This is a genomic window from Shimia litoralis (genome assembly GCF_005518135.1).
Taxonomy (GTDB): domain Bacteria; phylum Pseudomonadota; class Alphaproteobacteria; order Rhodobacterales; family Rhodobacteraceae; genus Shimia_E; species Shimia_E litoralis.
The window spans coordinates 188,344-214,769 of sequence record NZ_SULI01000004.1 but is presented as its reverse complement, the minus strand read 5'-3'; the positions used below and the strand labels follow the sequence as shown (position 1 = coordinate 214,769).

The window sequence follows — 26,426 nt, the reverse complement described above, 5'->3', positions numbered from 1 at the left end:
ATGAACATAAACCAGATGCATCTTAGCCAAGCCGCAAACCTGTCCTAAAAAGCAGGACCACTTCAAATCGCGCGGAATTGGCGGCCCTTGCCATGAGCGTGGGGTTGTTGCCTGATCCGCTCTCACATTCTGGAGAAAGCCGAGAAGTGGTCCGGGTTGATATGGGGGTGCCAGAAGTCGGATCACGTAAATCAACGCGTTTCCGAATTCGAGAGTGACTGCGGTCCTAAAAAAGGACGCCCCAAAAAAGGACGTCCCGATGCTGCTAAAATCACTTCACGATACACCGAGCCCACTCACGGAACTATACTCGGCATAGCTGTACGTTACCGCACAGGCAGAAGACTTCTCGAGGTGTTGCCTAGAAAGCTGGGTACGTACTGGCCCAATGAAAGGCCGTGTGCCTGATTATCTTCCGCACCCTATTTTACGATGATCAGAAACGATTGTCGCGTAGGGAATACCCAACTTTGGGGAGGAATGATGATGTCTTTATTGACAGTACTTTTGCCTAAATCTGTAACAAATAACAGTTAACGAGGGGGGCGCCAGAATTACTATACCCGCTTGACGAGAATCGACCCAACCGAGTATCCGGCGCCAAATGAACAAATAAGACCGACATCGCCAGGGCGCAGATCCGCCGAGTGCTTTGCGAATGCAATGATAGATCCCGCCGAAGACGTATTCGCGTAGTCTTGCAAAATGTTGGGTTGTTCACCTGCTTCAGGGGCGCGCCCAAGAACCTTTTTCCCAATAAAATCGTTCATGGTTTTGTTGGCTTGATGAAGCCAGATGCGCTTCATATCGGTGTTTGTCAGCCCATTGTCGGCCATATGAGACAAAATGTGGCCAGAAACCAATGGGAGGACTTCCTTAAAGACTTTTCTGCCATTTTGCATAAACTGCATGTCACGGCGATCTTTCACGCCATCGGGCCGAGAGCGACGTAGAAATCCGTTGTTGTTGCGGATGTTGTTTGAAAATTGGGTCGCGCAGCGTGTTGATAGAATTTCAAAGGCATCCCCTTGGACGTCTTCTTGGCGTTCGATCACGGTCGCGGTTGCGACGTCTCCGAAAATAAAATGACAGTCCCGGTCCCGCCATTCCAGATGTGCCGAACAAATCTCTGGATTGACGACGATCGCCTTTCTGACCGAGCCAGAGCGGATCATATCGGCAGCGGCTTGAATGCCAAAGGTCGCAGATGAACATGCAACATTCATGTCAAACGCAAACCCACCCGCGCCAAGCGCTTGTTGGATTTCGATTGCGACGGCTGGATAGGCGCGTTCCATATTCGACGCCGCGCAGATGACCAGATCAATGTCTTGTGCAGCGACGTTGGCCTGTTCCAATGCTTTTTCGCAGGCATCCACTGCCATTTCCGCCATCAATGAAATTTCATCATCCGCGCGTTGGCGCAGCTTTGGGTGCATCACCGTTGGATCAAGCACGCCGGATTTGTCCACGACATACCGCTGTTCAATTCCCGAGGCTTTGAAAATGAAGTCAGTCGAAGAATGTTCGATGGCATCCATGTCGCCTGCTGCAATCGCATCGGCATTCTGTGCGTTTGTCATATCGGCAAATGCATTGAAGGCTTCGACCAACTCGCCATTGGTGATGGTTTGGTCGGGGGTGAACACTCCGGTGCCGGATATAGCGGGCTGATACATTGAAAACCTCGTGAATGATGCGCTCTACCAAGCACCAACCAAGGGGGAATGGTCAAGAGTTACCTTAAGGGAAAGCATCGAAATTGGGGGCGCTCAGTGAAACCCTACCGCATGGGTTGTACGTAAGGGGGGCGCAGAAGGCAAAGGCATGCATGGCTTTGCGGAATCTACGTTCAAAAAGGCGCTTCAGGATATCCGACACCTGCAAGATACAGTCCTTGCGGGGGGGACACCGGCCCGCACGCCGCACGATCACAGGCTTCAAGGGCCTCTCTAACATCTTCGGGTGCCCAGCTCCCGGCTCCGACGCGTTCCAGCGTTCCAACAAAGCTACGGACTTGGTTGTGCAAGAATGATCTGGCGCGCACGTGAAAGTGGACCTCGCTGCCCCAAGGCATTTCAACCGGCTCAATGCGAAGCTCGTCCAAGGTTTTGACGGGGCTGGCTGCCTGACAAATCGAGCTCCGGAACGTGGTGAAATCGTGGTGCCCCAAGAGCATATCTGCACCAGCCTGCATTGCGGTCACATCAAGATGCTGGTTCACCTGCCACACAAGACCTGCTTGGTGGGTCGCGGGCGCACGCCGCATCAGAATGCGAAACAAATAGCGTCGTTCGACAGCTGAAAATCGGGCGTGCCAGTCATCGTCTACGCGCACAGCATCTACAATTGCGACCGGAAGTGGCTTGAGATGAAAATTAAGCGCTTCGGAAAGGCGAAAGGGGTCCCAGTCTTTGGTCAAATCACAATGGGCGACCTGCGCAAGACCATGTACGCCGGAATCTGTGCGACCCGCGGCGGCAATGGTGTGCGGACCAGTTTCGAGTTTCCCCAGCGCATCTTCGATGGCTCCTTGCACCGAAGGCTGGTCTGCCTGTCTTTGCCATCCGGCAAAAGGGGCACCGTGATATTCAACTTTGAGAGCAATTCTAGGCATGAATTTGCGATAAACCATCCAAGGGCGAAACAAAAGGCGTTGCGATACACCACTGGAAATGCCGCATAGCAGCGCCTAGGTTGACTTGGAATAATGAAAAGGGCCTGCCGTGGTCATCTCTAGCATTGCCGACAGTGTGACGCGCAGCGTCGAAACAGCGAGCGACCGGCTTTCGCAAAGCTTGTTTGAGCCAGTGATCCGTCTGGGGGTGACTGGTTTGGCACGTTCTGGAAAGACGGTTTTTATCACGTCGCTTGTGGCCAATCTGTTGGATCGCGGGCGTATGCCACAGCTGTCTGCCGCAGCAGAAGGGCGCATTGTGGCGGCGTATTTGCAACCACAACCAGATGACACTGTCCCGCGTTTTGATTTTGAAACACACCTAAGTGATGTGACTGGCCGCGCGCCCCAGTGGCCAAACAGCACCCGATCCGTGTCCGAATTGCGCCTGTCTCTTAAGGTGCAGCCCACCGGCATTTTGGGGGGCATGCAGGGCCCGCGCACCGTGCATCTGGATATCGTTGACTATCCCGGCGAGTGGCTTTTGGATTTGGGTCTGATGGAGCAGACATTCCGCCAGTGGTCTGGAGATACGCTGGCGCGCATTGCGGATCGCCCGCAGGCCCAAGCCTATTTGGATAAAGTTCAACACGCGCATGCCCTGAGCGATTGGCAGGAGCCATTGGCCAAAGACCTGTCCGAAACATTTACGCGGTATCTCGATGCTGCGCGGCGTGACGGATATTACGATATGACACCGGGGCGTTTTTTGCTGCCCGGTGATCTCGAGGGCTCGCCGGCGTTAACGTTTGCGCCGTTGATCGACGAGGATCGCCCTGACCGTAAGGGATTATGGCGTGAAATGGAGCGCCGTTTTGACGCGTATAAAGCCAAGGTTGTGAAGCCGTTCTTTCGTGACCATTTTTCCCGAATTGACCGTCAGATCGTGCTTGTTGATGCTTTGGGTGCCATTCACAGTGGGCCACAGGCCGTGCATGATTTGAACAGGGCAATGGTCAGCACGTTGCAGGCGTTTCGACCAGGGACGAACAGCTTTTTGTCACGGTTGTTGCGTGGCAAGCGGGTGGACAAAATCTTGTTTGCGGCCACCAAGGCGGACCATCTGCACCATACCCAACATCCGCAACTGACGGCCTTTATGCAGGCGCTTACCCGAGAAGCCGCTGATCGCGCGCAATTCGCAGGCGCAAAAACCCATGCGATGTCACTGGCGTCTGTGCGTGCAACGGTGGAAGAAACCTTGAACCATGATGGTCAAGAATTGGCCTGTGTCCGTGGCACGTTGTTGGAAACCGGAAAACAAGCAGCGCTATTTCCCGGAAACCTACCGGATGATCCGTCGCATCTGTTACAGCCCGCGCGCAATGGCGCCAAAAAATGGCTGGATCAGGATTATCAAGTGATGAATTTTGCGCCTGCTCAGTTGACCCTTCGCCCCGGAGAAGGACCACCACATATTCGGTTGGATCGCGCCGCTGAATTTTTGATCGGAGACCGTCTATGACTCAAGGGCCTGTATTGATTGATCTGGACGACGCGCAAACGCCAAAGGTCAGCGAGGCGGCACCTGTGCCCGATTTGCCTGATCGCGCCCCCGAAGGGCAGGCCATGCAAGTGGCGGCCCGTCTTGCGGCGCGCAAGCCATCGCGGTTGTCGCGGTTGTTCTGGAGTGTTCTCGGCCTGCTTCTTTCGACTGTGGTGTCGGTGGCCGCGTGGGATTTCGCCACAACGCTCATGGCACGCGCACCAATTCTGGGGTGGGTGGTCACGGCCCTGATTGGGACGTTGATATTTATTGGATTGCTTTTGGCAGGGCGTGAACTTGCGGGGTTTTCCCGTTTGCGCCGCATGGATAGCTTGCGACAGGCTTCGGATGCGGCTTTGGCCTCTGGTGATTTGGGGGATGCTCGGCGCGTTCTGGATCAACTGGTGACACTGTATCAATCGCGCGATGACACATCGTGGGGCCGCCAGCGCGTGGCCGAAACCCGAGATGACGTGTTGGATGCCGATGGTACGCTGGCCTTGGCCGAGACCGAGCTCTTGGCGCCTTTGGATATGGCGGCGCGCGCCGAGATCGAGGCCGCGGCAAGACAGGTTGCGATGGTCACAGCATTGGTGCCGTTGGCGCTGGCGGATGTGGTGGCCGCCTTGACGTCAAATATCCGGATGATCCGACGTATTGCTGAAATCTATGGCGGGCGCTCCGGGACATTGGGCAGTTGGCGATTGTTGCGCGCGGTGATGACCCATTTGGTGGCCACAGGGGCCGTGGCGATTGGCGACGACATGATAGGCACTTTGGCAGGGGGTGGGGCGCTGGCCAAGGTGAGCCGCCGATTTGGCGAAGGTCTGGTGAACGGGGCTCTGACCGCGCGTGTCGGGGTGGCGGCGATGGATGTCTGTCGGCCGCTGCCCTACGTCAGCGCCAAGCGCCCCTCTGTGACCCATATCGTGAAGCGGTCCCTGACAGGGCTTTTTGGAAAATAGGTGCGCTATTTCAGGACCGGCGGCGTATCTGCGGGGCGGCGCATCTGCTGAATGCCAAATTTGAATCCATCACCAATCCGATGCGCCAACGCAGAGAACGCGCCTGCGGCAGTTGGGTCTAGTTCTTCTGAGAGGGTCTGGTCAAAAAGCCCAAGCCACATTTCGAAATGCTCAACTTTGATTTCGGGCGTTTGAAGGTGCACTCGCATTGGATTTCCGGAATACGAATTCTCGCGCAGAATGGCATTTCGCCAGAAATCGGCAATCTTGGCTTCGTGTGCGGGCCATTCATCATGATCGATATGCGCTCCAAAGACCGGGCCCAACTCTGGGTGCTCGCGAATACGTGCATAAAATACACGCACAACTTGCTGAATTTCGTCCGGCGAGATTTCAAAGCGTTGTAATGGGTTGGACATCATAGCTTTCCCTAAAGAGGCAGCTATTGGTCTGGAGGAGTTTTCAGGGAAACAAAAGGGGCAATTTCGCCGCGCGTGCTCGGTCTTGTGGTTGAAGGATGGGGCGGCAACCATCATGATGGCTGTATGCAAGATCACGGTCACACACTCGGGGAAATCCGGCAGCGCATTGATACACCACCTGGTCGCGGCCAATTGCGGGATCTTGTGTACGGCGGCATCGACGGGTCGGTCACAACCTTTGCCATCGTCGCGGGGGTTGCTGGGGCGGGATTGCCGCCATTGATCATCGTGGCATTGGGGTTTGCGAATGTCCTCGCCGATGGGTTTTCTATGGCGGCGGGTAATTACTCTGGGACCAAAGCCGAGCTTGATAACGCTGAGCGGTTGCGACAGGTCGAGATACGTCACCTGCGTGAATTTCCAGCTGGAGAACGACTTGAAATCAAGGAAATTCTCAGCCGTAAGGGCTTGAGCGGGGCGGTGCTAGAGGCCGCGACTGATGCCATTTTTGCCGACAAAGAGGCCTCGGTCGAATTGATGCTGGAAGGGGAATACGGACTGGCCAGTGTTGATCCGCACCCCATGCGCGCAGCGGTTGCGACGTTTATTGCGTTTTTGGCCGCTGGAATTATCCCGCTCTTGCCATTTGTGATGGGTTTGCAGAATGCGTTCTTGGTGTCTGCGTGTGTTACAGGCGGGGTTTTCTTTGGAATTGGCGCGCTCAAGAGTCGGTGGTCACTGGCGAAATGGTGGCGTTCGGGGCTGGAAACCTTGTGGATCGGCGGGATCGCGGCCGGAATAGCCTTTGGTGTCGGGACGTTGTTCCATACGTAGCCTCACGTGCTGAATTGGCGCTAACGGATACTCTGGTGATATCGATGTATGCTTGCCCACCTGCGATGACTTGGACCTTTACCCTGCTTGGGCTGCGGCCTATAACGCGGGCCATGACACGCCTTATCGCGATCATTATTCGAATTATTGGCCCGGCGCTCTGATTTAGACGAGCCGCCGGGACAAGGCGTATGGGATACCACGCCGCCCCTTCATCCTTGATATGATCCGACAATTGAAGGACGCCACAGATGTGCGCCGAGACCCCCGACTATAAAGATACTTTGAACTTGCCGAAAACCGCGTTTCCAATGCGCGCAGGATTGCCCAAGCGCGAACCAGATTGGTTGGCACGCTGGGCCGAAATCGGCGTTTATGATCGCCTGCGCGAAAAAGAAGGCCGCGAACCGTTTACGCTTCATGATGGTCCTCCCTATGCCAACGGGCATTTGCACATTGGCCATGCGCTAAACAAGACCATCAAAGACATGATTGTGCGGTCTCATCAGATGATGGGCTATGACGCGCGCTATGTGCCGGGCTGGGATTGCCATGGTCTGCCGATTGAATGGAAAATCGAAGAAAAATACCGGAACAAGGGCCAAGACAAAGACGACGTACCTGTGATTGATTTCCGTCAGGAATGTCGCAAGTTTGCCGAAGGTTGGGTCGATATCCAGCGCGAGGAATTCAAGCGTTTGGGCGTCGCGGGCAATTGGGAAAACCCGTATCTGACGATGGATTTCCATGCAGAGCGTGTGATCGCCGAAGAATTTATGAAGTTCCTGATGAATGGAACGCTGTATCAGGGGTCAAAGCCTGTGATGTGGTCGCCAGTTGAGAAAACTGCTCTGGCTGAGGCCGAGATCGAATATCACGATCACAAGAGTCATACGATCTGGGTGAAATTCCCGATTGTGCGCGCGATCGAGGCGACCGGTGCGCGCTCGGGGCTTTTGGGTGTGAATGTGGTGATCTGGACAACCACACCATGGACCATCCCGTCAAACCGCGCTGTCGCGTTTAATCCGACGCTGTCTTATGGCCTGTACAAGGTGACCAAGGCGCCAGAGGGCAACTGGGCGAAAAAGGGCGATCATTACCTGTTGGCGGATAATCTGGCCGAGGATGTGCTTAAGGCGGCGAAAGTCGACGAATTTATTCGCAAGCGCGATGTGACCGCCGAGCAATTGGATCTGGTGATCTGCGCGCACCCGTTCCGCGATATCGCGGATGGTGAAGGCGAATGGGATTATGATGTACCGATGCTTCCCGGGGATCACGTGACGGACGAAGCCGGAACCGGTTTTGTTCACACGGCCCCCAGCCACGGTGCGGATGACTTTATCCTTGGTGTGAAGCACGGTCTGCAAATGACGCATAACGTCATCGAAGACGGTTCATTCCGCAAGAGCCTGCCGCTGTTTGGTGGCGAGGTGGTGATTACGCCAAAAGGCAAAGAGGGCGGTGCCAACACAGCCGTGATCAACAAGATGGCCGAGGTCGGTGCGCTGATTGCACGCGGTCGTATCACACACAGCTATCCACATTCTTGGCGTTCCAAAGCGCCGGTTATCTTCCGCAACACGCCACAGTGGTTTGCCGCGGTTGATAAAGATGTCGAAGACGGGCAGGACACCTATGGCACAACCATCCGCCAGCGTGCGCTGACCAGCATTGATGAATTGGTAAAATGGACGCCGCAAGCGGGTCGCAACCGTCTGTACTCCATGATCGAAGCACGGCCTGATTGGGTGCTCTCACGCCAACGCGCGTGGGGCGTTCCGCTGACGTGCTTTACCAAAAAAGACGCACTACCGTCGGATGAGGATTTCTTGCTGCGTGATGAAGCCGTGAATGCGCGGATCGTCGAGGCGTTTGAAGCAGAGGGTGCCGACTCTTGGTATCAAGACGGTGCAAAAGCGCGGTTCTTGGGCGATGATTACAACCCAGACGAATGGGAGCAGGTCCTAGACGTGCTCGACGTCTGGTTTGATTCCGGTTCGACGCATGCCTTTGTGTTGCGTGATCGCGAAGATGGTTCGCCGGACGGGATTGCCGACGTCTATATGGAAGGCACGGACCAGCATCGTGGATGGTTCCATTCATCGTTGTTGCAGGCTTGCGGAACGCTTGGGCGCGCGCCCTATCGCAACGTTGTGACACACGGCTTTACGCTGGACGAGAAGGGCAACAAGATGTCCAAATCGCTTGGCAACACAATTGTCCCCGAGACGATTGTGAAACAATACGGTGCTGACATTCTGCGTTTGTGGGTCGCCCAGACCGATTATACAAATGATCAGCGCATTGGACCTGAGATCCTCAAGGGCGTCGCGGATAGCTATCGCCGTCTTCGTAACACCATGCGATTCATGTTGGGTGCGCTGAATGATTTCTCGGAATCTGATCGTATGGACCCATTTGAAATGCCCGCAATCGAGCGCTGGGTTTTGCACCGTGTTGCGGAACTGGATCAAAAAGTACGCGCCGGATACGCCGCGTATGATTTCCAAGGTGTGTTCTCGGCTGTCTTCAACTTTGCGACTGTGGACCTTTCGGCGTTCTATTTCGATGTGCGCAAAGATGTTTTGTATTGCGATGGTGATACCGAACGCCGCCGCGCCGCGCGCACGGTGTTGGATATTCTGTACCAACGCCTGACGACATGGTTGGCACCGATCTTGGTGTTCACCATGGAAGAAGTCTGGCTTGAACGGAACCCTGATGCGACCAGCTCGGTGCACTTGATGGATTTCCCTGAAACGCCTGCGGCCTGGACGAATGAGCTGCTTGCGAGCAATGTTGCTAAGGTACGTCGCGTGCGTCGTGTGGTGACCTCTGCGCTTGAAATCCAACGTCAGGAAAAGGTCATTGGTTCGAGCCTTGAAGCGGCTCCGCGTGTGTATATTTCGGACGAGGAAACATTGGCGTTGCTGCGCCCAATGCCCACGGAAGAGCTGTTCATCACGTCGGACGTTGTGTTGACAAATGATCCTATGCCAGAGGATGCGTTCTGTTTGCCGGACGTTGAAGGTGTTGGGGTCGTTTTCGAGAAAGCGTCTGGCGCCAAGTGCCAGCGGTGCTGGAAGATCCTTCCCGATGTGGGCACGCATGCGCATGCTGATGTGTGCGGGCGTTGCGACACAGCCTTGAGCTAAGCACACCGCCACCACTATGGCAGTCACGATTGAAACGCCCCGCTTGCGGGGCGTTTTTTTGTGACGCATGATAGGGACATGACGCAACTCACGCTTGATACCCCAACGGGGCCCATGTGCTTGACCGAACGCGACGGTGCGATCGTCCGCTTGGAATGGGGTGAAGGCGGCCATGATCATACGCTCTTGCTGGATGCGGCCATGCGTCAGGTGCAAGACTATTTTGCGGGACAGCGCGAGACGTTTGATTTGCCGCTTGTGGTCGATGGGTCGGATTTTCAGCGCGCGGTCTGTGATGCGATGATCGCTATCCCTTTTGGATATACAAAGACGTATGGCGAGATCGCCAAGGCGCTGGGCGTACCTGCGCAAGCGGTGGGTCAGGCCTGTGGCGGCAATCCGATTCCGGTGATTATTCCATGCCACAGAGTCATGGGAGCCAAGGGGTTGACTGGCTTCTCGGGGCAGGGCGGTGTCGAAACCAAAGTCGCCCTGTTGCGCCTAGAGGGCGCGGGCGGCTTTCTGATTTAAGCTTCGTCTTGTGCGGGAAAGACTTGCTGTGCGATCCCAGCAAACAAAAGGTAAATTGAGGTTACGACCAGCCCCCAGTGGGCCCAGCTTTCGGGATGAAAATCAACCCATGCGGCCCAACCGGCAAAGAATGTCCAAGCCAGCGCCATGGGCAGAGTGACAAGCCGCCAGCGTTCGGTTCTGACAGGGTGCACAAACTTGAGCGGCACAAACATCCCAACGGCCAACACAGACACCAGCACAAATGAAACCCAAAAGTTAGGTTCGAGCGCAAAGATCACCAGCACCACCATATTCCAACACCCGGGAAAACCCGCGAAGGAATTATCCTTGGTTTTCATGCGTGTATCCGCAAAGTACATCGCGCTGGCGAAGGTGATGACTATAATGGCGAACCAACCTGTCCAGCCGTCCATCAGGCCGGATTTGAACAGCGCAAAAGCTGGAATGAACACATAGGTGAGATAGTCAATAATCAGGTCCAGCAACACACCATCAAACTGTGCTGCGTATGTTTTGACCTCATAGCGTCGTGCCATCGGGCCATCGAGGCCGTCCACAAAAAATGCGACAACGAGCCAGACAAACATCAGGCTCCACTTTTCATCCACCGCAGCCAGCATGGCCAACATGGCAAAAACTGCTCCGGTGGCAGTAAACAGATGAACGGCAAGGGCGCGTGTTTGAGGTGTCATGCCGATCTCATGCCGTACTTTGCGCTAATGTGCAATATTTCTGAAGCGCGGTGACAACGATTGATGTTGAAACATCAACCCGTCGCAAGTGTCGTGGCACAAGGTCAACATTTTTGGTGCCGAAGTTTGAGCGCACGGATATTGGCCTGGATCAATTCTGGCAGCGATGTGTCTGCGAGTTCTGGCGCAGCATCCAACGCGCTTGCGACATCTTTGGTCAAAATGCCAATGGTGTTGTCGGCCTGCCAGCCGTCACGCGCGAATTCGATGGTGTCAAATCCGGATGCCAACCAGTTTTGACCAGATGACGTATCAATCAGGTTCAAGAGCTTTTGCTCATCGATCCCTGCTTGATCCGCCCAGTCCAAAACCAGACGTGTCATGGCAGTATGCGACGCCGCCAACAGATTGTTCAAAACTTTGGCCTGCATCCCCATTCCAAAGCCTCCCATGCGATGAAAATGCTCGCCCATCGCGTCGAACAAGGGTTGGTGCGCATCCAAATCTTGGTCGGTGCCGCCAAGCATAAAGGACAGCCGCGCGTCTTGAGCCGAGATTGCAGCACCAGACATCGGGGCATCAATCAAGGTGATATGGGCTGGGATGCGGTCGCGCAGGTCACGCACATATCGCGGCGAAAGCGTAGATGACAGAATGATCGTGCGCAGGTGGGGGGCTTGAACAAAAGATTGCGCACCGAACAACAGGTCTTCGGTTTGAGGGATGTCGCGCACAACGCTGATCAACACCTCCAGACGTTTGCTGAATGCTTGGTCGGTCAGCATGAAAGGTGCGAGCGGCCCATAGCTATCATAAGGTTTTACGTCATATCCTGCGGCATCAAAACCCGCGTTGCGCAGCGCGGCGAGCATTGGCGCGCCCATGCGGCCACACCCTGCTACACCTATCCCCGAAAGCGCCATGCGAAGTCCTTCCAAAATCAACTATGCATCGTCACCCTGCGAGCAGAATTGGGATAGCGCAACAGGATATCGCGGTCGCTATTTTACGATGTGTTCGTCTTTTACAAACATGTTTGCCCATGCGCGATCGATCAAGTCTGGTGACATTTGATAGGGTATCCCTTCAAAATCACAAATCGATGCCATCTGATCAATCAGGAACACAGGTTGATAGTTGGCATATACGTTATCGATGGTCGGGTACTTCTTTTTCAACAAATGAATCAGCGCTTCTTCGTTCAGGGGCATGCCTTTTTTCTTGGCGACAAGTGCAAAAATCTTGAGGAAGTTCTCTTGGTTCGGACCGTCGATTTTGATCTTGAAAAAGATTCTGCGCAACGCCGCTTGGTCAAAGATTTCATTCGGGTGGAAGTTGGTCGAGAAGATCACCAAGGTGTCAAAGGGCACTTCGAATTTCTCGCCAGACTGCAGGGCCAGAATGTCTTTGTTTTCTTCAAGCGGGACAATCCAGCGGTTGACCAGAGATTGTGGAGGTTCGGCCTGACGGCCAAGGTCGTCCACAATAAAAATGCCGCCAGTTGATTTTAGCTGAAGCGGCGCCTGATAGGTACGCGCCGTTGGGTTGTAGACAAGGTCAAGCATATCAAGGCTGAGTTCACCACCAGTGATGACCGTGGGCCGGTCACACCGAATATAGCGCGTATCATAGCGCGCAGCACGGCGCAGACGCGTTGGATCATCTTCTTGGGCTTGGGCCGCAGTATGAACAATAGGGTCGTAAACTGTGATTACCTGGCCCGCGTATTCGATCGCATAGGGCACATAAATCTTGTCCCCCATGGCATCACGGATGCCGTTAGAAATTGATGACTTACCGTTCCCGGGAGGGCCATACATCAAAATGGAACGACCTGACCCGACGGCAGGCCCCAAGTGATCAAGCAAGCTATCAGGTAAGATCAAATGACCCATGGCTGCTGTCAGCTGTGCACGTGTGATCTGGACGTTTTTGATCGACTGGCGTGCGATTTGCTCGCGGTACACATCAAGCGGCACAGGCATCGCGCCAAAATACTCGGATTGCGTCAGCGCATCTAATGCGCGCGCTTTGCCAACATCGGTGAGCTGATACCCCATCTCGTTGCCACTGTTGGCATTCAGGGTGCCTGTTGCCTCGAGCAGACGCTGGTCACGCGCCATATCAATGAGTTCTTGTGTCACCGCAGTCGGGAGACAGATTGCCTTGGCCACATCGCTGACCATGTCGACGTTTTTACGAAACATGGTCTTCAACAGAATGTCGCGCATCATGACGATTGGCAGCTTCATCTCGTCTATCCGACGCGGAGCAGGGGGGGCCATAACAGTGCTGGTTTGCATATTCATAAGCGGGTCTCTGGCTGGTATCTTTGCGGTTTTCGATGCCCACATCGCGCAGAAAATGCACGTAAGGACACCGTCAGGTTTCCCTAGGTACACATCATAAACATGGCAATTTTCAGGCCCCGTAGAGGCACGCCAGTATTAAATACAAGGAAAGTGTCCCGCCCAACGCGAGCCCCATCGGGAAATCCCAACCTTGGTCCCAGCTGGTCCAGTCCGGCACCATGCGTCTGATCGGGGAATGTTTGGCTATCCGGTGTGTGACCCAAGCCGCCAACAAGTTGGCCGCAAATAGCGCCCCAAGTAGATGCAAGTCACCAATCGCCACGAAAGGCGCCGCAGCAGCGGCGAATTTGGCATCTCCTGCGCCGACAAGACCGGACGCGTTCAAAATCATCCCAACCAGTAATACGATCACCAATTGCAACAATCGCCAGCCATACTCGGGCAGAGGAAACAGGAATATGCCGATAACGACAAAGATTGCGGTCAGGATCAAAACCGATTCATTCGGGATACGCATGGCGCGCATGTCAGACCAGGCCACATAAAAGCAAACCGGAACGACAAACGGCAGAAACCACAGCGCGGCTGTTGCAGACATCAACATCTTTAGCTCGCTGAGCCTTCTTCAAGCGCGCGCAGTGAGCGCACAGCGGCTTCGAAATGCTGTGGGTGGGTTTCGATGGCTTCGCGCAACAGGGTCTTACCCGTTTCGGTGTCGCCCTGTTTGATCGCGGATAGGGCCAAGGTATGCAAAAGCTGGGCGCGCTCTGTCTGGACCATCGGGATCACAGGAAGCGTATATTTGCGTTGGGCACCACGGGCGAGAACCATATTATTCTTGGCTGTGAACAGGGATTGATCCTGACGAATGGCGTCGCCAAACAGCCGTTCGGCATCTGCGTAATCCCCACGGGACAATTTCGAATAGCCCCAGTTATTCAACACACCCGACGGACGTGTGGTCAGGCCCACGGCCGTTTCATAATAGCTGTCTGCCTTGCGCCATTCTTGATTGCTGTCCGCAATCATAGCCTCAAGGCGATATCGCTTGAATGTTTCGTGGGTTGGCGGGATGGCATCAAGTACCTTTTCGGCACCGTCCCAATCGCCGGCACGGATCATTGCATCCGCCATGTCAACACGGTCCACATCTGTGGAGTCCTTGTGTTTGACAACTTTTTGCCACGCGGGGACGGCCTCGGTGTACCGTTTTGCACGTACCAGCGAGATGGCAACGCCGCGCTGCAGGTCAATGCGGTCCGGGTTGTCCTTGAGCGTGCGTTGGAAATAAGACACCGCCTCGTTTGGATCGGCGACCGTCAACATCACGTCAGACAGGTTTGTCTCGTCCACAGCGTTCACATTTTGAATCGCGCGTTCCACAGAGTCGTCCTTGGAATCGCCGCAGGCAGATAATGCCACGGCGCCAGTTAGACACAGGGTCACAAGAAAGGGATGGCGCATTTTTGCGTCCTTTTACTGCTCTTGCCTCTTACGGTGTTTGACGGATTACATAGTCACTGCTGCCCCGCCGCACCAATTTATAGTCTTGTTTTGAGCCATCATAGGCAGAATTATTCGTTTTTGCGAGTGCCAAGCGCAAATTATCGCGAATAGAGTCACTTTGGCCATTATCTAGGGCATAGGCTTTGCGAAATACTTGTTCTGCCTCGGCATTTTTGTCCCGTTCCATTAGTACCACACCCAAATTATTCCAGATTTCAGGGCGGGTTGGGTCAAGTTCAATGGCGTCGCGCAGCAATTTTTCGGCCTGTCCCAGTCGCCCCAACCCCAAATTCGCAGTCCCAAGCGCACTCTGAACATCTGCGGTCATGCCTTGGTCTGCGGCGGCGCGGATAAAGGCGTCATATGCCAATTCGTATTCACCTGCGGCCATCAAGCGGTGCCCGACAACCAGCCCATCAACGGCATTTTTGTTTGGGGCGCGAGAGGGGGCATAGGGGCTGTCGCTGGACGTGCCAAGGCCGCCTGCGGTGCAAGCGGCCAATGCAAAGCTTGTGATCAGCATCGCAACAAATAGAGCGAATCTCATACTGTGTTTTCGCTTACTGCCCAAGTTTGGTGATGTTGATGATCGAAGGAGATACCAGAATGATCAGCAACGGCGGAACGGTGAGCATCATAGTGGCAAGTGTCATCTTGGTTGGCAACTTGTTTGCGGCCTCTTCGGCGCGCATCACACGCTTGTCGCGCATCTCTGCGGCATAGACCCGCAACGCATCGGCAATGGATGTCCCGAAGGTGGTCGATTGGATCAAAACGGTCACAAAAGATGACACATCCTGCACGCCACAGCGTTCGCCCATGTCGCCCAGAACCGAGGCTTTGTCTTTGCCAGCCTTCATCTCATAGGCCACGATGTCGAATTCGTCTGCCAGTGATGGATAGGACGCGCGCAATTCAGATGCGACCCGCACAATGGATTGGTCCAAAGATTGGCCAGCCTCGACGCAGACAAGCATCATATCAAGCGAGTCAGGAAAACCTGCGGTGATCTCTTCTTTGCGTGTTTCCACGCGACGAGTCACCCAATATTTGGGCAAGAAATATCCGGCCGCACCTGGCCCGAGAATGGACATCAACGTGTCTTGCGTGGATGAGGATACGCCGCCTTTTGCGACCATGAAATAGGCCACCCCCAAGCCGAGTCCCAAGATGCCTAGCAACATCTGAGCAAGGTGAAAGGCACGGACAGCGTCACGCGACTGATAGCCTGCCTGCATCAATTTGAGGCGCACACTGGACAGTTCTTCGGCGTTTTGTGGTTCCAGAAAGGATTTGTATTTGGCCAGCTTTTCGTTGGCCGAGGCGCGGCGCAGCTTTTCTTTGTGGTGGCCTTTGGTTTTTTCAAACTCGGTCCGCTTTAGTTTATCCAGAGGGTCGTCACGCCCTTTGATCATCATCGTAACAGTGATGAGCACCATAACGATGCCAAGCACGTCGACGATGATAATCGGACCAAATGGGCCCAAAGTGTTCTGAATGAGGTCAATAATGGCCATGGCTAAATCTCTCTCTTACACTTTGATGTCGGTCAGGATGCGCATGATAAACAGGTTCGCTGCAAGGAAGAGCGCCACCGTGATACATCCAGGAATGAACAACTCGTGGGTTTTTACGTCATCGTAATAGTGCGGGTCGCTCAGGTTGATGAAGATCAACGCAGCCACGGGGAAGCCGGACAAAAACTTGCCTGACCATTTGGCCTCGGCGGTGATCGCCTTGACGCGGCGGAACAAGCGGAACCGCGCGCGGATCACTTTTGACAAACCCGCAAGAATTTCAGCAAGGTTACCACCAGATTGCTGTTGGATGGTCACGGCCACAGCCAAAAAGCGCATATCCTGCATTTCCAAACGTTCGGCCATGTCTTTAAGGGCTTCGCCAACATCGCGGCCATAGGCGCTTTCGTCTGCAATCATACCAAATTCAGTGGCCAGAGGATCATCCAGTTCTTTTGATACGATTTGGATGGCCGAAGAAAACGGATGTCCGACCTTGAGTGAACGCACCATCAGCTCGATCGCGTCAGGAAGTTGCTCTTCGATCATGCCCATACGCTTGCCGGCTTTCATGCTGACCCAAAAATAGATGCCACCGATGCCCATGATCACAGCGATAATGGCATTCATCATCGGTCCAGTTTGCGTCCCAACGGTCAGCCCAATAAAGGCAACAACCGACAAACCACCCATCATCATGATCAATTGCTTGGGCGAAAAGGCAATGGCTGCTTTTTGTGCTTTGCTCGCCAGCATGGAATACAGGGGGATCGTCCGTGCTTTGCCGTGCTGCTGCATTTCCTTGCGCAGCTGCTCGAGCACTTCTTCACGGCGCGCACCTTTGTCTAGCATATCCAGACGACGGCTTACTTTGTTGTTCAAGCTAATCGAACGGCCAAATACTGTCAGATAGACGCCTTCGACGAGGACAACGACACCTACAAAGATCAGGCCATAAATAAGAAGTTCGGGGCTGATAGGCATGTGATTTATCCCGCTGTTGGTTCGTAGATGCTTGCGGGCAAGTCGTAGCCCCACATCTTGAAGCGTTCAGAATAGTGGCTACGCACACCTGTTGAGGTGAAGTGACCGATGATTTTGTTATTTGGGCCAAGGCCTGTGCGCTGATACCGAAAGATTTCCTGCATCGAGATCACGTCGCCTTCCATGCCCGTGATTTCTGTGATCGACGTCATGCGGCGCGACCCGTCCTGAAGACGGCTTGCCTGTACAATTAGGTTCACAGCTGACGAGATTTGCGAGCGAACGGCCTTGAGCGGCATTTCAATGCCGGCCATAGCGATCATATTTTCCAAGCGGCTGACACCATCACGTGCCGAGTTGGCGTGGATTGTCGTCATAGAGCCGTCGTGGCCCGTGTTCATGGCCTGAAGCATGTCGATGACTTCTTCGCCACGGGTCTCGCCCACAATAATGCGATCTGGCCGCATCCGCAGAGCGTTCTTAAGACAGTCGCGGGGTGACACTTCGCCTTTGCCTTCGACGTTTGGCGGGCGGCTTTCCATGCGTCCAACGTGAGTTTGCTGAAGCTGAAGTTCGGCGGTGTCTTCGATGGTGAGGATACGTTCTGCGTTGTCGATGAAAGAAGACAAGGCATTCAGGGTTGTTGTTTTCCCCGAGCCCGTACCACCCGACACAATTACGTTGAGGCGCGTGGCGACGGCCGCCTGCAAATAGGCGGCCATTTCTTCAGAAAAGGCCCCAAAACTCACGAGATCATCAATGCCGAGTTTGTCCTTTTTGAACTTCCGGATCGACACCAGGGATCCGTCCACGGCAACAGGGGGCACCATCGCGTTAAAGCGGGACCCGTCCGCAAGACGCGCATCCACATAGGGGTTTGATTCATCTACACGACGGCCAACCGCCGAGACGATTTTGTCGATGATGCGCAACAGGTGCTTTTCATCTTTGAACGTGATGTCGGTCAGTTCAAGTTTGCCCGCGCGCTCCACAAAGATTTGCTGAGGGCCGTTCACCAGAATATCGTTCACAGATTCATCTTTGAGCAGAGTCTCGAGTGGGCCAAGACCTGTGACCTCGTCATAGAGCTCCTGATTCAAAGTTGATCGTTCATCACGGTTCAAAACAATGGCACGATCCTGCAAGACCTCACTTGCGATTGCGCTGATTTCATTGCGTAAATCGGCTTCGGTCGCGTGCTCGAGCGCTGATAGGTTCAAGTTGTCCAATAGCTCGCGGTGTAGCTCTAGCTTGATTTCCCCTAGGCGCTCCTTGCGCTTGCGTTCCTTGTCGCCTGATGCTGCCCGCGCTGCGACCTGTGGCAGTGGCTTGCGTGCAATCGATGGTTTGACGGCTTCTGGGGCATCATTCGCAGGCGCAGCCGTAGCGACCGGAGCAACTGCGGCAGGTGCTGCGGCCTTTGGGGTGTCTGCTTTTTTGTAACGTGAAAACATTCTCTGGTCCCTCTATTCAGGCCGCTTTGGGATCTGTTTGATCAAGCTGGTGCAGGCTCTGCGCCAGTTTTGCGATTTCCTTGCGCAACGGGTTTTTCGCCGCTGACGCTAAGAGGGGCTGGCCGTGATCTGCGCCCTGCATGACTTGGCGCCCGCCGTCAGGCAACAGCACATCAATCGAGATGCTCAGGCTCTCGGCAAGGCGCTTCACGCGGCTTTTCCCGGCCAAGTCGGTAAACTTGGGAGCGCGGTTCAGAACATACCGCAGCTTTTCAAAGGGAAGGTCTTCGGCTTGAAGGGCACGCTTGAGACGCATTGCGTTCTGGGCTGAACGCATGTCGATTTCCAAGGTGGCGAAATAGACATGCGCGGCCGTCAGAACGGTTTCGGACCACTGCACCAGCGTAGATGGCATATCGACCACAACATAGTCGAAGTGGCGTCGGGCTGTATCCAGAATACGCTCAATGTCTTCTGATGCCACCAAATCCAGAGGGATCATATCCGAGGGGGCTGTCAAAACGCGCATCTTGTCGTCAAAGCTGACAAGCGCCTGATCGAAACTCTCGCTGTCCATGCTTTCGGTGTCCGCCAAAAGCTCGAACACGGCTTCACGTCTGGGCAGGTCTAGGTATGTCGACACCGAGCCAAACTGCAGATCCAGATCAAGCAGGCAGACTGATGGATTATCTTTTTTGCTTGTGTTCGCCAGTTCCCACGCCAGGTTCACCGCAAGCGTGGTCGCGCCGGTGCCACCTGCAAGGCCGTGCACCGCAATAATCACGCCTTCGCGAGATTGCTGATCCGGTTGCAGAGCCATTGTGGGGGCGGCCTGGGGTTCCGGGGCAGGGGCTTCGACGGTTTTTGGCGTGCGGATGCGTGTGATGGCGTCCTGAAGCTCGCCTTGAGGGAGCGGATACGGAATAAATTCGTCGGCTCCATGCCGCAAGAGCTTGTGCAAGGATGCAGGTGTAACGTCTTCGGCGATAAGTATGATGCGGATGTCCCGGCTTTTGGCAGCGTCGATGACAGTCATCAACTGAGCGAGGTTTTCCTCGTCATAATCGTCAATTGCGAGCGCAATGAACTCAAGACTCTTGGCATCTGGTTGTCCGAAAAACTGTAAGACGTCAGTGAAACCAAGGTCACCCCATTGTTCGCCCAGTGCGTCTTCCATATCGACGATCAACGTCTCGAAATTCTGCACATCCCGGCATACGGTGCATGCCAAAATTGGGCTTGGGTCGGATTGTATCATGTCACTCGTCATTGTTCGCCTCGGTTCCTGTTTGACGACGCTGTGAACTGGTTGTCCGTCCGCAAGAGATACAAACACATCTCGTGGGGCGGCATTCACTTGTGTCGTGCCCGACTCACGCCGGACGCACTACTGCCTTTGGAATGAATGTCGCTGTGAACTTGGGCAACATTGGGGCCAAAAAACCGAAATTGTGCGGTATTTTGAGACGATAACCGGATTGGGGCCTTATTCGCTCTCGCTGCCAGCGCTTGCGATACCGGACAGCGTGGTCTTGACCTCGGCGCTTTGGACATAGTCGCGGTAGATGATCGCAGCGTATTTGCCATCAAGCACAGTTGGGTGCCGTTCCACAAATCCAGAGACCTCGGTGACGGTGCGGCGATTCTTGCGTTCCCGACCCTGGCTTACGATCAGAGGTTGGGTTTTGCCCAATGAAACAACGGCTTCTAGGCGGTCACGCCCAATGCCCTGTCTGGACAAATAGGCGACAACTGCATTTGCGCGACGCTTGCCCAGTGCATAGTTATAGTTGCTGGACCCAACCGCGTCGGTGTGGCCATAGACACGGAAACGTACTTCTGGAAATTGGCGAATCCAGTCGGCTTGTTGCCGCAAAACTGTTCGCGCTTGATCATCCAATTGAGCACTGTCGAACCCGAATGTCACAGTAGAGGTGACTTCGTCGGCAAACCGGTTCGCCAAGTCTATTCTATACTGCTTTTCACCCGAGTGAATTTGCGTGTTGTTCACGGTCGCAATGCCAAAGGTGCCACGATCAATCGATGCGCCGGCCTCGCGATAGTTGTCAAACGAGCAAGCAGATAAGGCAATCAGTGCGCTGGCGGCGATGGTTTTCTTCATTGGTTCGCGCATGCCTTAATCCATCACATAGCCATAAGAACCGGTAAAGTCTTGCTTGGCGACCTCTCCGGCGGTCCCTTTTTTCGGGGCATTTTCGCGCGCGACGCGGCCAAACAGGAAGAGATCGGATTCGCTTGGCGGCTTAATACGGTCTGTTGGGAGGGCCAGGGCCTCTCCACGTGTTGGTGTCACGAGATGCGCAGTGATAATGATCACCAACTCTGATTGAGAACGCTGATAGTTCGCGCTCCTAAATAGTGAGCCCAACACTGGAATATCACCAAGCCAAGGCACCTGACCATTCGCATCGCTAAAGTCATCCTGAAGCAGTCCGGCAATCGCAAAGCTCTCGCCATCGCGCAATTCTACGGTGGTGGATGTTTCGCGGCGCTTAAAGGCGCTGATGGTAAATGTCCCGTCTTGATACGCGTTCGTGGAATCTAGTGCGGACACGGCAGCCATCAATTCTAGATTGATCAAGTCGGTGTCTACAACGCGAGGCACAAAGTTCAGCTCAACACCAAATGGTTTGAATTCAATTGTAACGGCACCGTTTTCTTGGCTGACGGGAATTGGATACTCGCCACCCGCAAGAAACTTGGCTTCTTGACCAGAAAGAGCCGTCAAATTCGGTTCTGCTAAGGTGCGCACAACCCCTTTGCTTTCAAGGGCTTCCAGCAATAGCCCGACTTGGACACTGCCTGCGTTAAAGCCAAACAGAACTGCGCCGTTATTATTATTTGATGTTGGCAGGTTGCCGGACAGTGCATTGTCTACGGCCCCGTTGGTGACCGTCGTGTTGGTCCCGCCTTTGACGCCAGTGCTTCCACCGCCCAAAGCGCCGCTTATTGAAAGCGAGGAACTTAGGGATTTAGATACGGTGCGTTGCATCTCGGCAAATCGGACCTTCAGCATGACTTGCTGAACGCCACCAACAACCATCAGGTTGGACACGCGCTCGGGGGCATACCGCTCGGCGAGATCCATCGCGCGCTGAAGTTTCTGCGAGCTGGACACGGTACCTGATAACACGATGCCATCATTTGCAGTGCGCACTTCGATTTTCTCGCCGGGCAAGATCTGGCGAAGGCGCTCTTTGAATTCGCTGATATCGGGTGCGACGCGCACCTCTACATTGGTGATCAAACGTCCAGAGCCATCAAGCAACGTCAAGGTCGTTGCCCCTGGGGCCTTGCCCAAGACATAGATCGTACGATCTGAAAGAGAGGAAATATCCGCAATCGCGGGGTTGGCGATAGAGAGTTCTGCAAAGGGTACGTCGCTTTCCACGACCACCGCGCGATTCATCGGCACCCCAAGCGTTGAGGAGGTTCCGTTACGTACAACACGAAGAGTTTCCGCCTGCGCAATGGGCGCAAAGCTAGGAACTATACCAATGGACAGACCCAACAGGGCTGCGCCAACTAAACTGCGATATTTCATGTGACCTGCCTTTTTGATCACGCCTCGGGTGTGGATCTTTTGCCCACATTTGGGATCAATGTGCGTCAATTTGCGTTTCATTGCAAGAATCAATGACTTCGACGATCTTATTGATGTGTGCGCCGGGCAACATAGCGACAGCGAAAAGAGGGCGTTTCTGGATGAAGCGCCCTCTAATAGATTGATAACATGTTAGTTTGTGCAAGGGATTGGAATTTGTACAACATCGGCTCCGCGGCGGGTCTTGATGGTACAAACCTTTTCTTCCTCGATTTCTTGCGCAATTTCCTCGCGCTCAATCCCCAAGAGGCTGCGTTGATCGACCTCAATGGCATCTGCGATGGTGTCATCTTTTGCGCCCACCAAGGCCAACATCAGGCTACCGGTTGATTGCGCCTGTGCCAGTGCCGCAACTTGCTGAGGGCTGACGGCCACGGTGACAGTGCGCGCCACTGTGCCAGCTTCGACTTCTTCATTGGCCGTCTGGTCGATTGCGAGCAATCCAACGCTGGTTTCGATGAGCTTTGTCACCTCTTTACCTTCGTTGCGCTTGCCTGCGTCACGCACGCTTCCGGTCCAGTATACGTCTACGCGATCACCAGGGCGCAAAAAGCCGGACACGCCGCTGGCGACATCAACTTTGATTGCAAACGCCCGCATTCCGCGTTCAAGGCGCGAGGTCAATCCGCCATCTTCCCCGGGCTTGGAAACCTTGAGCGCCATGATGGCTTCGTTTTCTTCCATTGCGCGCAACACCACGCGTCGACGATCATCATTTTCGGGGAACAGATCTTCTTTGGTTTGAAAGACCCCCTCAGGAAGCGCCTCTTTAGGGAACTTCACGATGCGGGCGTCCTCCTCCAGCAAATCTTCGCCGTATTTGATCGTACGCGTCATGACATAGACATCCACGGTTTCGATGTCCGGCTTTTTGGCCGCGCGTTCCTGCTCCAAGGCGGATTGATACCCTTGAATATAGTTCTGGGCCATATAGACGGCGAATCCTGCCAATCCTAAACCGACCAATAGAACGAGAGCGAATACTATACGCATGTCGTGTCCTTTCTTTCCAATGCGCCACATAACATCCGCCAACGGGGTGGGGCGGGCACAAGTGGGTTCGAGCTAAGTTTCACAGAGGATTGTGGCGAAATATTGGAGCCTTATGGCTCGTTTTTGGGCTTTCCCGCGTCATTTGCGCGAAAATTATTTCGCGCGATCTGAAATAGTTTTTCCGGTGGTGGTCGCAAGGTTGGTCGCCTCTGTCTCAATCAGAGTCATGGCCGCTACGCCAAGCGCAACAACGCCCGCGACGATAACGACCCAGTCAACGGTGACTGCGCCGCGCTCGTTTCCGCGAAACTTTGTCAAGAAGCGTTTCATAGTATCGACCTTCACTTGAGAGTGCCTGATATTGTCAAAGCTAACGAAAGTAGGGCAGCCGTCTTAAACAGATAGGACTTGTCTATATCGGGAAAGATGTTTTCCGCGTTAACAAGCTTTGGGGCCACGCCCTCTGGCGAGGCCCCAAAACAGAGATACGAATTAGGGAGGGGCTTATTTGCCCACTTCGCCTTTAACAGTTGTTGCCGCTTGAGCAGCCAGTTCTTTGGTGTTTGTTTCGATGGCGGTATAGGCTGCAACAGCCAGGCCAACGACAGCAGCTGTCAGAACAACCCAGTCTACAGTTACAGCGCCGTTGTCGTCTTTGCGGAAGTTTTTGATAAAGTTCATCATGGTGTGTCCCTCCAAAGGATCAGTAAATTTTTGTCTCAACCCGGCCGGGCAAACATTGATGGGCTAGAACTGTGTGCCCGTGTCCGACTTGGTATGAGGATAATATCGCTGTTGATTGGGGCACGATTTGGGCGCGAATGGTGCGATTTTAGGAAGGTTGTCTAAATATCCGGAAAATTATTTTAAGGTATTGTAAGTATTGTATAATAATTATCATCTGCGATAATTTATGCGCCCGTAATAGTTGAATTTCGTCCGAGCAGGCGGTGAAATCTGGTGTTGAAAGAGAGTTTCTGACAGTCTGGCCGACATGTAATCGTACAATGAGTCGAAAATGATGAGCTTTAGGTTGTGTCCCGGCATATTGGCGATTGTGTTGACCTGTGTCACAAGTGCGCGCGCCGAAGCGCCCACGCCCTTTCCTGACTTTAGTGCGAAACGCGTAAAACCGCCGAAGCCGGGGCAAGGTCCAAAAATTGACGTGCAAATCTCGCCCGAGGACCCCCAGTATGTAAGCCCCGTGAGCCCTAGCACAGCCGATGGCGATGCAGTGCCGTTGTCACGATATGATTGGTTTTGGGAGAGCACATCCCCCTTGATTGCTGATTCAGGACCGGGGCGGCTTGCCCCGGCTTTGGTGTCGTTGGGGAATCCGCCGCAAGGAAAAGGCGTGGCTGCGCCGCGCCTGCAAGATATGCACAATATTGCGCGGGCCTATGGCGTAGATATCTTGCGTGCTACGGTCGGTACGCAGGTTTCTCCGGCGTTGGTGTTGGCCGTGATCGCGGTTGAATCCGGAGGGGACAGCGATGCTGTGAGCGGAGCAGGGGCGCAGGGTCTTATGCAATTAATGCCTATCACGGCTGAACGATTCGGCGTTGATGATGCCATGGTCGCGCAAGATAACATTAAGGGCGGGGTCGCTTTTCTTGATCTCTTGATGGAGAATTTCGAACGTGACCCGATTTTGGTTTTGGCCGGATATAACGCCGGTGAAAATTCTGTGAGATCGCACAACGGGGTGCCACCTTTTGCCGAAACGCGCGACTATGTGCCTAAGGTGCTTGCCGCATTCACTGTGGCGCGCGGGATATGCAAGACCCCTCCCGAACTGATTTCGGATGGATGCGTATTTGCGCTAAACTGAGATTGGCGATGATGCCCATAGGCGGCTGGTGGCAAATAATCCTAGATGCCACCAGAACCTCAGCAGTTTGGCACGTTGACGGCAAGGCCACCTAATGAGGTTTCTTTATACTTCTCATGCATGTCGTGCCCGGTCTGACGCATGGTTTCAATGACCGAATCCAATGGTACAAAGTGTTGCCCGTCCCCGCGCAATGCAAGCGATGCAGCGCTGACGGCTTTAATCGCCCCAAGACCATTGCGTTCAATGCACGGCACCTGAACAAGCCCTTTTACAGGATCACAGGTCATGCCAAGGTGATGCTCGAGCGCGATCTCCGCTGCGTTTTCCACCTGCTCGGGGGTGCCCCCCATGACCGCGCACAGGCCGGCAGCGCCCATTGCTGCCGCACTGCCGACCTCGGCCTGACATCCTGCTTCGGCGCCCGAGATAGAGGCGTTGAATTTCACCAACCCGCCGATGGCGGCTGCGGTTAACAGAAATTCGTCAATTCGCGTTGCCGATGCACCCGGAACATGATCCAGCCAATAGCGGATGACCGCAGGCACCACACCCGCTGCGCCGTTTGTCGGAGCGGTGACAACTTGACCACCGGCGGCGTTTTCTTCGTTAACCGCCATCGCATAGGTGCTCATCCAATCGTTGATGGTATGCGGCGCATTCAGGTTCATGCCACGCTCTGCCTCAAGCGCATCCCGAATCCCCTTGGCGCGACGTCGGACATTCAATCCACCGGGTAGAATGCCCTCGGTGGCCATGCCGCGTTCAATGCACGCGTTCATCACGTCCCATATTCTGGCTGCACCCTTTGCAAAGCTCTCGGGGCATCCGCGTGCAATTTCGTTGGCCTTTTTCATTGCAGCGATACTCAGGCCCGAGGCCTGCGCCATCTCCAGCATTTCAGCAGCCGTTTTGAAGGGATACGGTACAGGGGGGCCCTCGTTTGTGTCTTTGCCGGCGGCCAGCTCGGCCTCGGTCATGACAAACCCACCGCCGATGGAATAGAATGTTTCCTGCAGTATGATGTCGCCTTGGGCGTCAGTGGCCATCAGCACCATACCATTTGCGTGACCGGGCAAGGCCGGTCCAAAATCAAAAAGCAGATCGGTCTTTGGGTTGAAGTGCAACTCGGGCAGGCCTTGTGGCGCGACGCGCTGGTCGGTGTGAATCTGGGTAAGCGTCAGTTCCGCTTTTTGTGCGTCATAGGTATCGGGCACGAACCCGGCCAACCCCAAAATCGTGGCCCGATCGGTGGCATGCCCTACGCCCGTGAACGCCAATGACCCATGCAGCGAGGCGCGCACGCCGTGGAATTCAAACGGTGAGGCGCGCATCATATCCAAGAACTGTGCGGCGGCGACCATTGGGCCCATCGTGTGGGAGGATGACGGGCCGATTCCCACCTTGAACATGTCAAATACGGATAAAAACAT

Annotated in this window: 25 protein-coding genes; 6 read left to right on the top strand and 19 right to left on the bottom strand. The window is 54.4% G+C overall.

The features are described 5' to 3' along the window. Nucleotides 1-557 precede the first annotated feature (557 nt). A complete protein-coding gene (locus FAP39_RS05970) occupies nucleotides 558-1,679 on the bottom strand; it encodes a beta-ketoacyl-ACP synthase III (protein ID WP_138015474.1) in 1,122 nt (373 codons plus the stop codon). 173 nt (nucleotides 1,680-1,852) lie between these two features. Beyond that, nucleotides 1,853-2,617, bottom strand: coding sequence for a tRNA pseudouridine(38-40) synthase TruA (truA, locus tag FAP39_RS05965; protein ID WP_138015473.1), 765 nt, complete (start codon nucleotides 2,615-2,617; stop codon nucleotides 1,853-1,855). Nucleotides 2,618-2,726: 109 nt separating this feature from the next. Here truA and FAP39_RS05960 point away from each other — a divergent pair, with 109 nt between their 5' ends. Together FAP39_RS05960 and FAP39_RS05955 are read left to right on the top strand one after the other, a co-directional pair. Further along, a complete protein-coding gene (locus tag FAP39_RS05960; RefSeq protein WP_138015472.1) occupies nucleotides 2,727-4,142 on the top strand; it encodes a YcjX family GTP-binding protein in 1,416 nt (471 codons plus the stop codon). Beyond that, nucleotides 4,139-5,128: a YcjF family protein gene (locus tag FAP39_RS05955; protein WP_138015471.1), complete on the top strand. Its 990-nt coding sequence runs from the start codon at nucleotides 4,139-4,141 to the stop codon at nucleotides 5,126-5,128. The genes FAP39_RS05960 and FAP39_RS05955 overlap by 4 nt, the downstream gene beginning before the upstream one ends. 5 nt (nucleotides 5,129-5,133) lie before the next feature. Here FAP39_RS05955 and FAP39_RS05950 read toward each other — a convergent pair whose 3' ends face one another. Continuing rightward, entirely contained in the window at nucleotides 5,134-5,550 is a 417-nt protein-coding gene (locus FAP39_RS05950; RefSeq protein ID WP_138015470.1) for a group III truncated hemoglobin, read from the bottom strand. 123 nt (nucleotides 5,551-5,673) lie between these two features. Between FAP39_RS05950 and FAP39_RS05945 the strand changes: the two genes are divergently transcribed. The 3 genes from FAP39_RS05945 to FAP39_RS05935 all read left to right on the top strand — a co-directional run bounded on the left by FAP39_RS05945 (nucleotide 5,674) and on the right by FAP39_RS05935 (nucleotide 10,076). Then, nucleotides 5,674-6,384 carry a VIT1/CCC1 transporter family protein gene (locus tag FAP39_RS05945; RefSeq protein ID WP_138015469.1) on the top strand — a complete coding sequence of 237 codons (711 nt, stop codon included), beginning with the start codon at nucleotides 5,674-5,676 and terminating at the stop codon, nucleotides 6,382-6,384. A gap of 251 nt (nucleotides 6,385-6,635) precedes the next feature. Continuing rightward, nucleotides 6,636-9,545, top strand: a complete 2,910-nt coding sequence (gene ileS / locus FAP39_RS05940) for an isoleucine--tRNA ligase (RefSeq protein WP_138015468.1) — start codon at nucleotides 6,636-6,638, stop codon at nucleotides 9,543-9,545. A gap of 78 nt (nucleotides 9,546-9,623) precedes the next feature. Further along, nucleotides 9,624-10,076, top strand: coding sequence for a methylated-DNA--[protein]-cysteine S-methyltransferase (locus FAP39_RS05935; protein ID WP_138015467.1), 453 nt, complete (start codon nucleotides 9,624-9,626; stop codon nucleotides 10,074-10,076). Here the strand turns inward: FAP39_RS05935 and FAP39_RS05930 are convergent. The 15 genes from FAP39_RS05930 to FAP39_RS05865 form a co-directional block, all read right to left on the bottom strand. After that, nucleotides 10,073-10,771 (bottom strand): CDP-alcohol phosphatidyltransferase family protein, encoded by a 699-nt coding sequence (locus tag FAP39_RS05930; protein ID WP_138015466.1) that lies wholly within the window; start codon nucleotides 10,769-10,771, stop codon nucleotides 10,073-10,075. The two genes, FAP39_RS05935 and FAP39_RS05930, sit on opposite strands and share 4 nt — an antisense overlap. A 104-nt stretch (nucleotides 10,772-10,875) precedes the next feature. Then, the gene (locus tag FAP39_RS05925) at nucleotides 10,876-11,694 is read right to left on the bottom strand and encodes an NAD(P)-dependent oxidoreductase (RefSeq protein ID WP_138015465.1); all 819 of its coding nucleotides are present in this window, start codon (nucleotides 11,692-11,694) and stop codon (nucleotides 10,876-10,878) included. Between the two features lie 78 nt (nucleotides 11,695-11,772). Beyond that, complete coding sequence (locus tag FAP39_RS05920; RefSeq protein WP_138015464.1) at nucleotides 11,773-13,080, bottom strand: ATP-binding protein; 1,308 nt, start codon at nucleotides 13,078-13,080, stop codon at nucleotides 11,773-11,775. Nucleotides 13,081-13,192: 112 nt separating this feature from the next. Further along, nucleotides 13,193-13,687 carry a prepilin peptidase gene (locus FAP39_RS05915; protein ID WP_138015463.1) on the bottom strand — a complete coding sequence of 165 codons (495 nt, stop codon included), beginning with the start codon at nucleotides 13,685-13,687 and terminating at the stop codon, nucleotides 13,193-13,195. 2 nt (nucleotides 13,688-13,689) lie between these two features. Beyond that, nucleotides 13,690-14,547 (bottom strand): tetratricopeptide repeat protein, encoded by an 858-nt coding sequence (locus tag FAP39_RS05910; protein WP_138015462.1) that lies wholly within the window; start codon nucleotides 14,545-14,547, stop codon nucleotides 13,690-13,692. A 28-nt stretch (nucleotides 14,548-14,575) separates the two neighbouring features. Then, nucleotides 14,576-15,136, bottom strand: coding sequence for a tetratricopeptide repeat protein (locus tag FAP39_RS05905; RefSeq protein WP_171006786.1), 561 nt, complete (start codon nucleotides 15,134-15,136; stop codon nucleotides 14,576-14,578). A 13-nt stretch (nucleotides 15,137-15,149) separates the two neighbouring features. Next, on the bottom strand, nucleotides 15,150-16,106 hold the full coding sequence (locus tag FAP39_RS05900) for a type II secretion system F family protein (RefSeq protein ID WP_138015461.1): 957 nt from the start codon (nucleotides 16,104-16,106) through the stop codon (nucleotides 15,150-15,152). A gap of 15 nt (nucleotides 16,107-16,121) precedes the next feature. Continuing rightward, complete coding sequence (locus FAP39_RS05895) at nucleotides 16,122-17,090, bottom strand: type II secretion system F family protein (protein WP_138015460.1); 969 nt, start codon at nucleotides 17,088-17,090, stop codon at nucleotides 16,122-16,124. A gap of 5 nt (nucleotides 17,091-17,095) precedes the next feature. Continuing rightward, nucleotides 17,096-18,544, bottom strand: a complete 1,449-nt coding sequence (locus tag FAP39_RS05890; RefSeq protein WP_138015459.1) for a TadA family conjugal transfer-associated ATPase — start codon at nucleotides 18,542-18,544, stop codon at nucleotides 17,096-17,098. Nucleotides 18,545-18,560: 16 nt separating this feature from the next. Then, the gene (locus tag FAP39_RS05885; protein ID WP_138015458.1) at nucleotides 18,561-19,814 is read right to left on the bottom strand and encodes a CpaE/TadZ family protein; all 1,254 of its coding nucleotides are present in this window, start codon (nucleotides 19,812-19,814) and stop codon (nucleotides 18,561-18,563) included. Nucleotides 19,815-20,030: 216 nt separating this feature from the next. Beyond that, entirely contained in the window at nucleotides 20,031-20,666 is a 636-nt protein-coding gene (locus tag FAP39_RS05880; RefSeq protein WP_138015489.1) for an OmpA family protein, read from the bottom strand. Nucleotides 20,667-20,681: 15 nt separating this feature from the next. Further along, nucleotides 20,682-22,109, bottom strand: coding sequence for a type II and III secretion system protein family protein (locus tag FAP39_RS05875; RefSeq protein ID WP_138015457.1), 1,428 nt, complete (start codon nucleotides 22,107-22,109; stop codon nucleotides 20,682-20,684). Nucleotides 22,110-22,301: 192 nt separating this feature from the next. Further along, on the bottom strand, nucleotides 22,302-23,162 hold the full coding sequence (gene cpaB / locus FAP39_RS05870; protein ID WP_138015456.1) for a Flp pilus assembly protein CpaB: 861 nt from the start codon (nucleotides 23,160-23,162) through the stop codon (nucleotides 22,302-22,304). A 153-nt stretch (nucleotides 23,163-23,315) separates the two neighbouring features. Further along, complete coding sequence (locus tag FAP39_RS17480) at nucleotides 23,316-23,492, bottom strand: Flp family type IVb pilin (protein WP_171006785.1); 177 nt, start codon at nucleotides 23,490-23,492, stop codon at nucleotides 23,316-23,318. A gap of 174 nt (nucleotides 23,493-23,666) precedes the next feature. Continuing rightward, nucleotides 23,667-23,846, bottom strand: a complete 180-nt coding sequence (locus FAP39_RS05865) for a hypothetical protein (RefSeq protein ID WP_138015455.1) — start codon at nucleotides 23,844-23,846, stop codon at nucleotides 23,667-23,669. Between the two features lie 337 nt (nucleotides 23,847-24,183). Between FAP39_RS05865 and FAP39_RS05860 the strand changes: the two genes are divergently transcribed. Continuing rightward, complete coding sequence (locus tag FAP39_RS05860) at nucleotides 24,184-24,993, top strand: lytic transglycosylase domain-containing protein (RefSeq protein WP_138015454.1); 810 nt, start codon at nucleotides 24,184-24,186, stop codon at nucleotides 24,991-24,993. Between the two features lie 59 nt (nucleotides 24,994-25,052). Here FAP39_RS05860 and FAP39_RS05855 read toward each other — a convergent pair whose 3' ends face one another. Then, entirely contained in the window at nucleotides 25,053-26,426 is a 1,374-nt protein-coding gene (locus FAP39_RS05855) for an L-serine ammonia-lyase (protein WP_138015453.1), read from the bottom strand.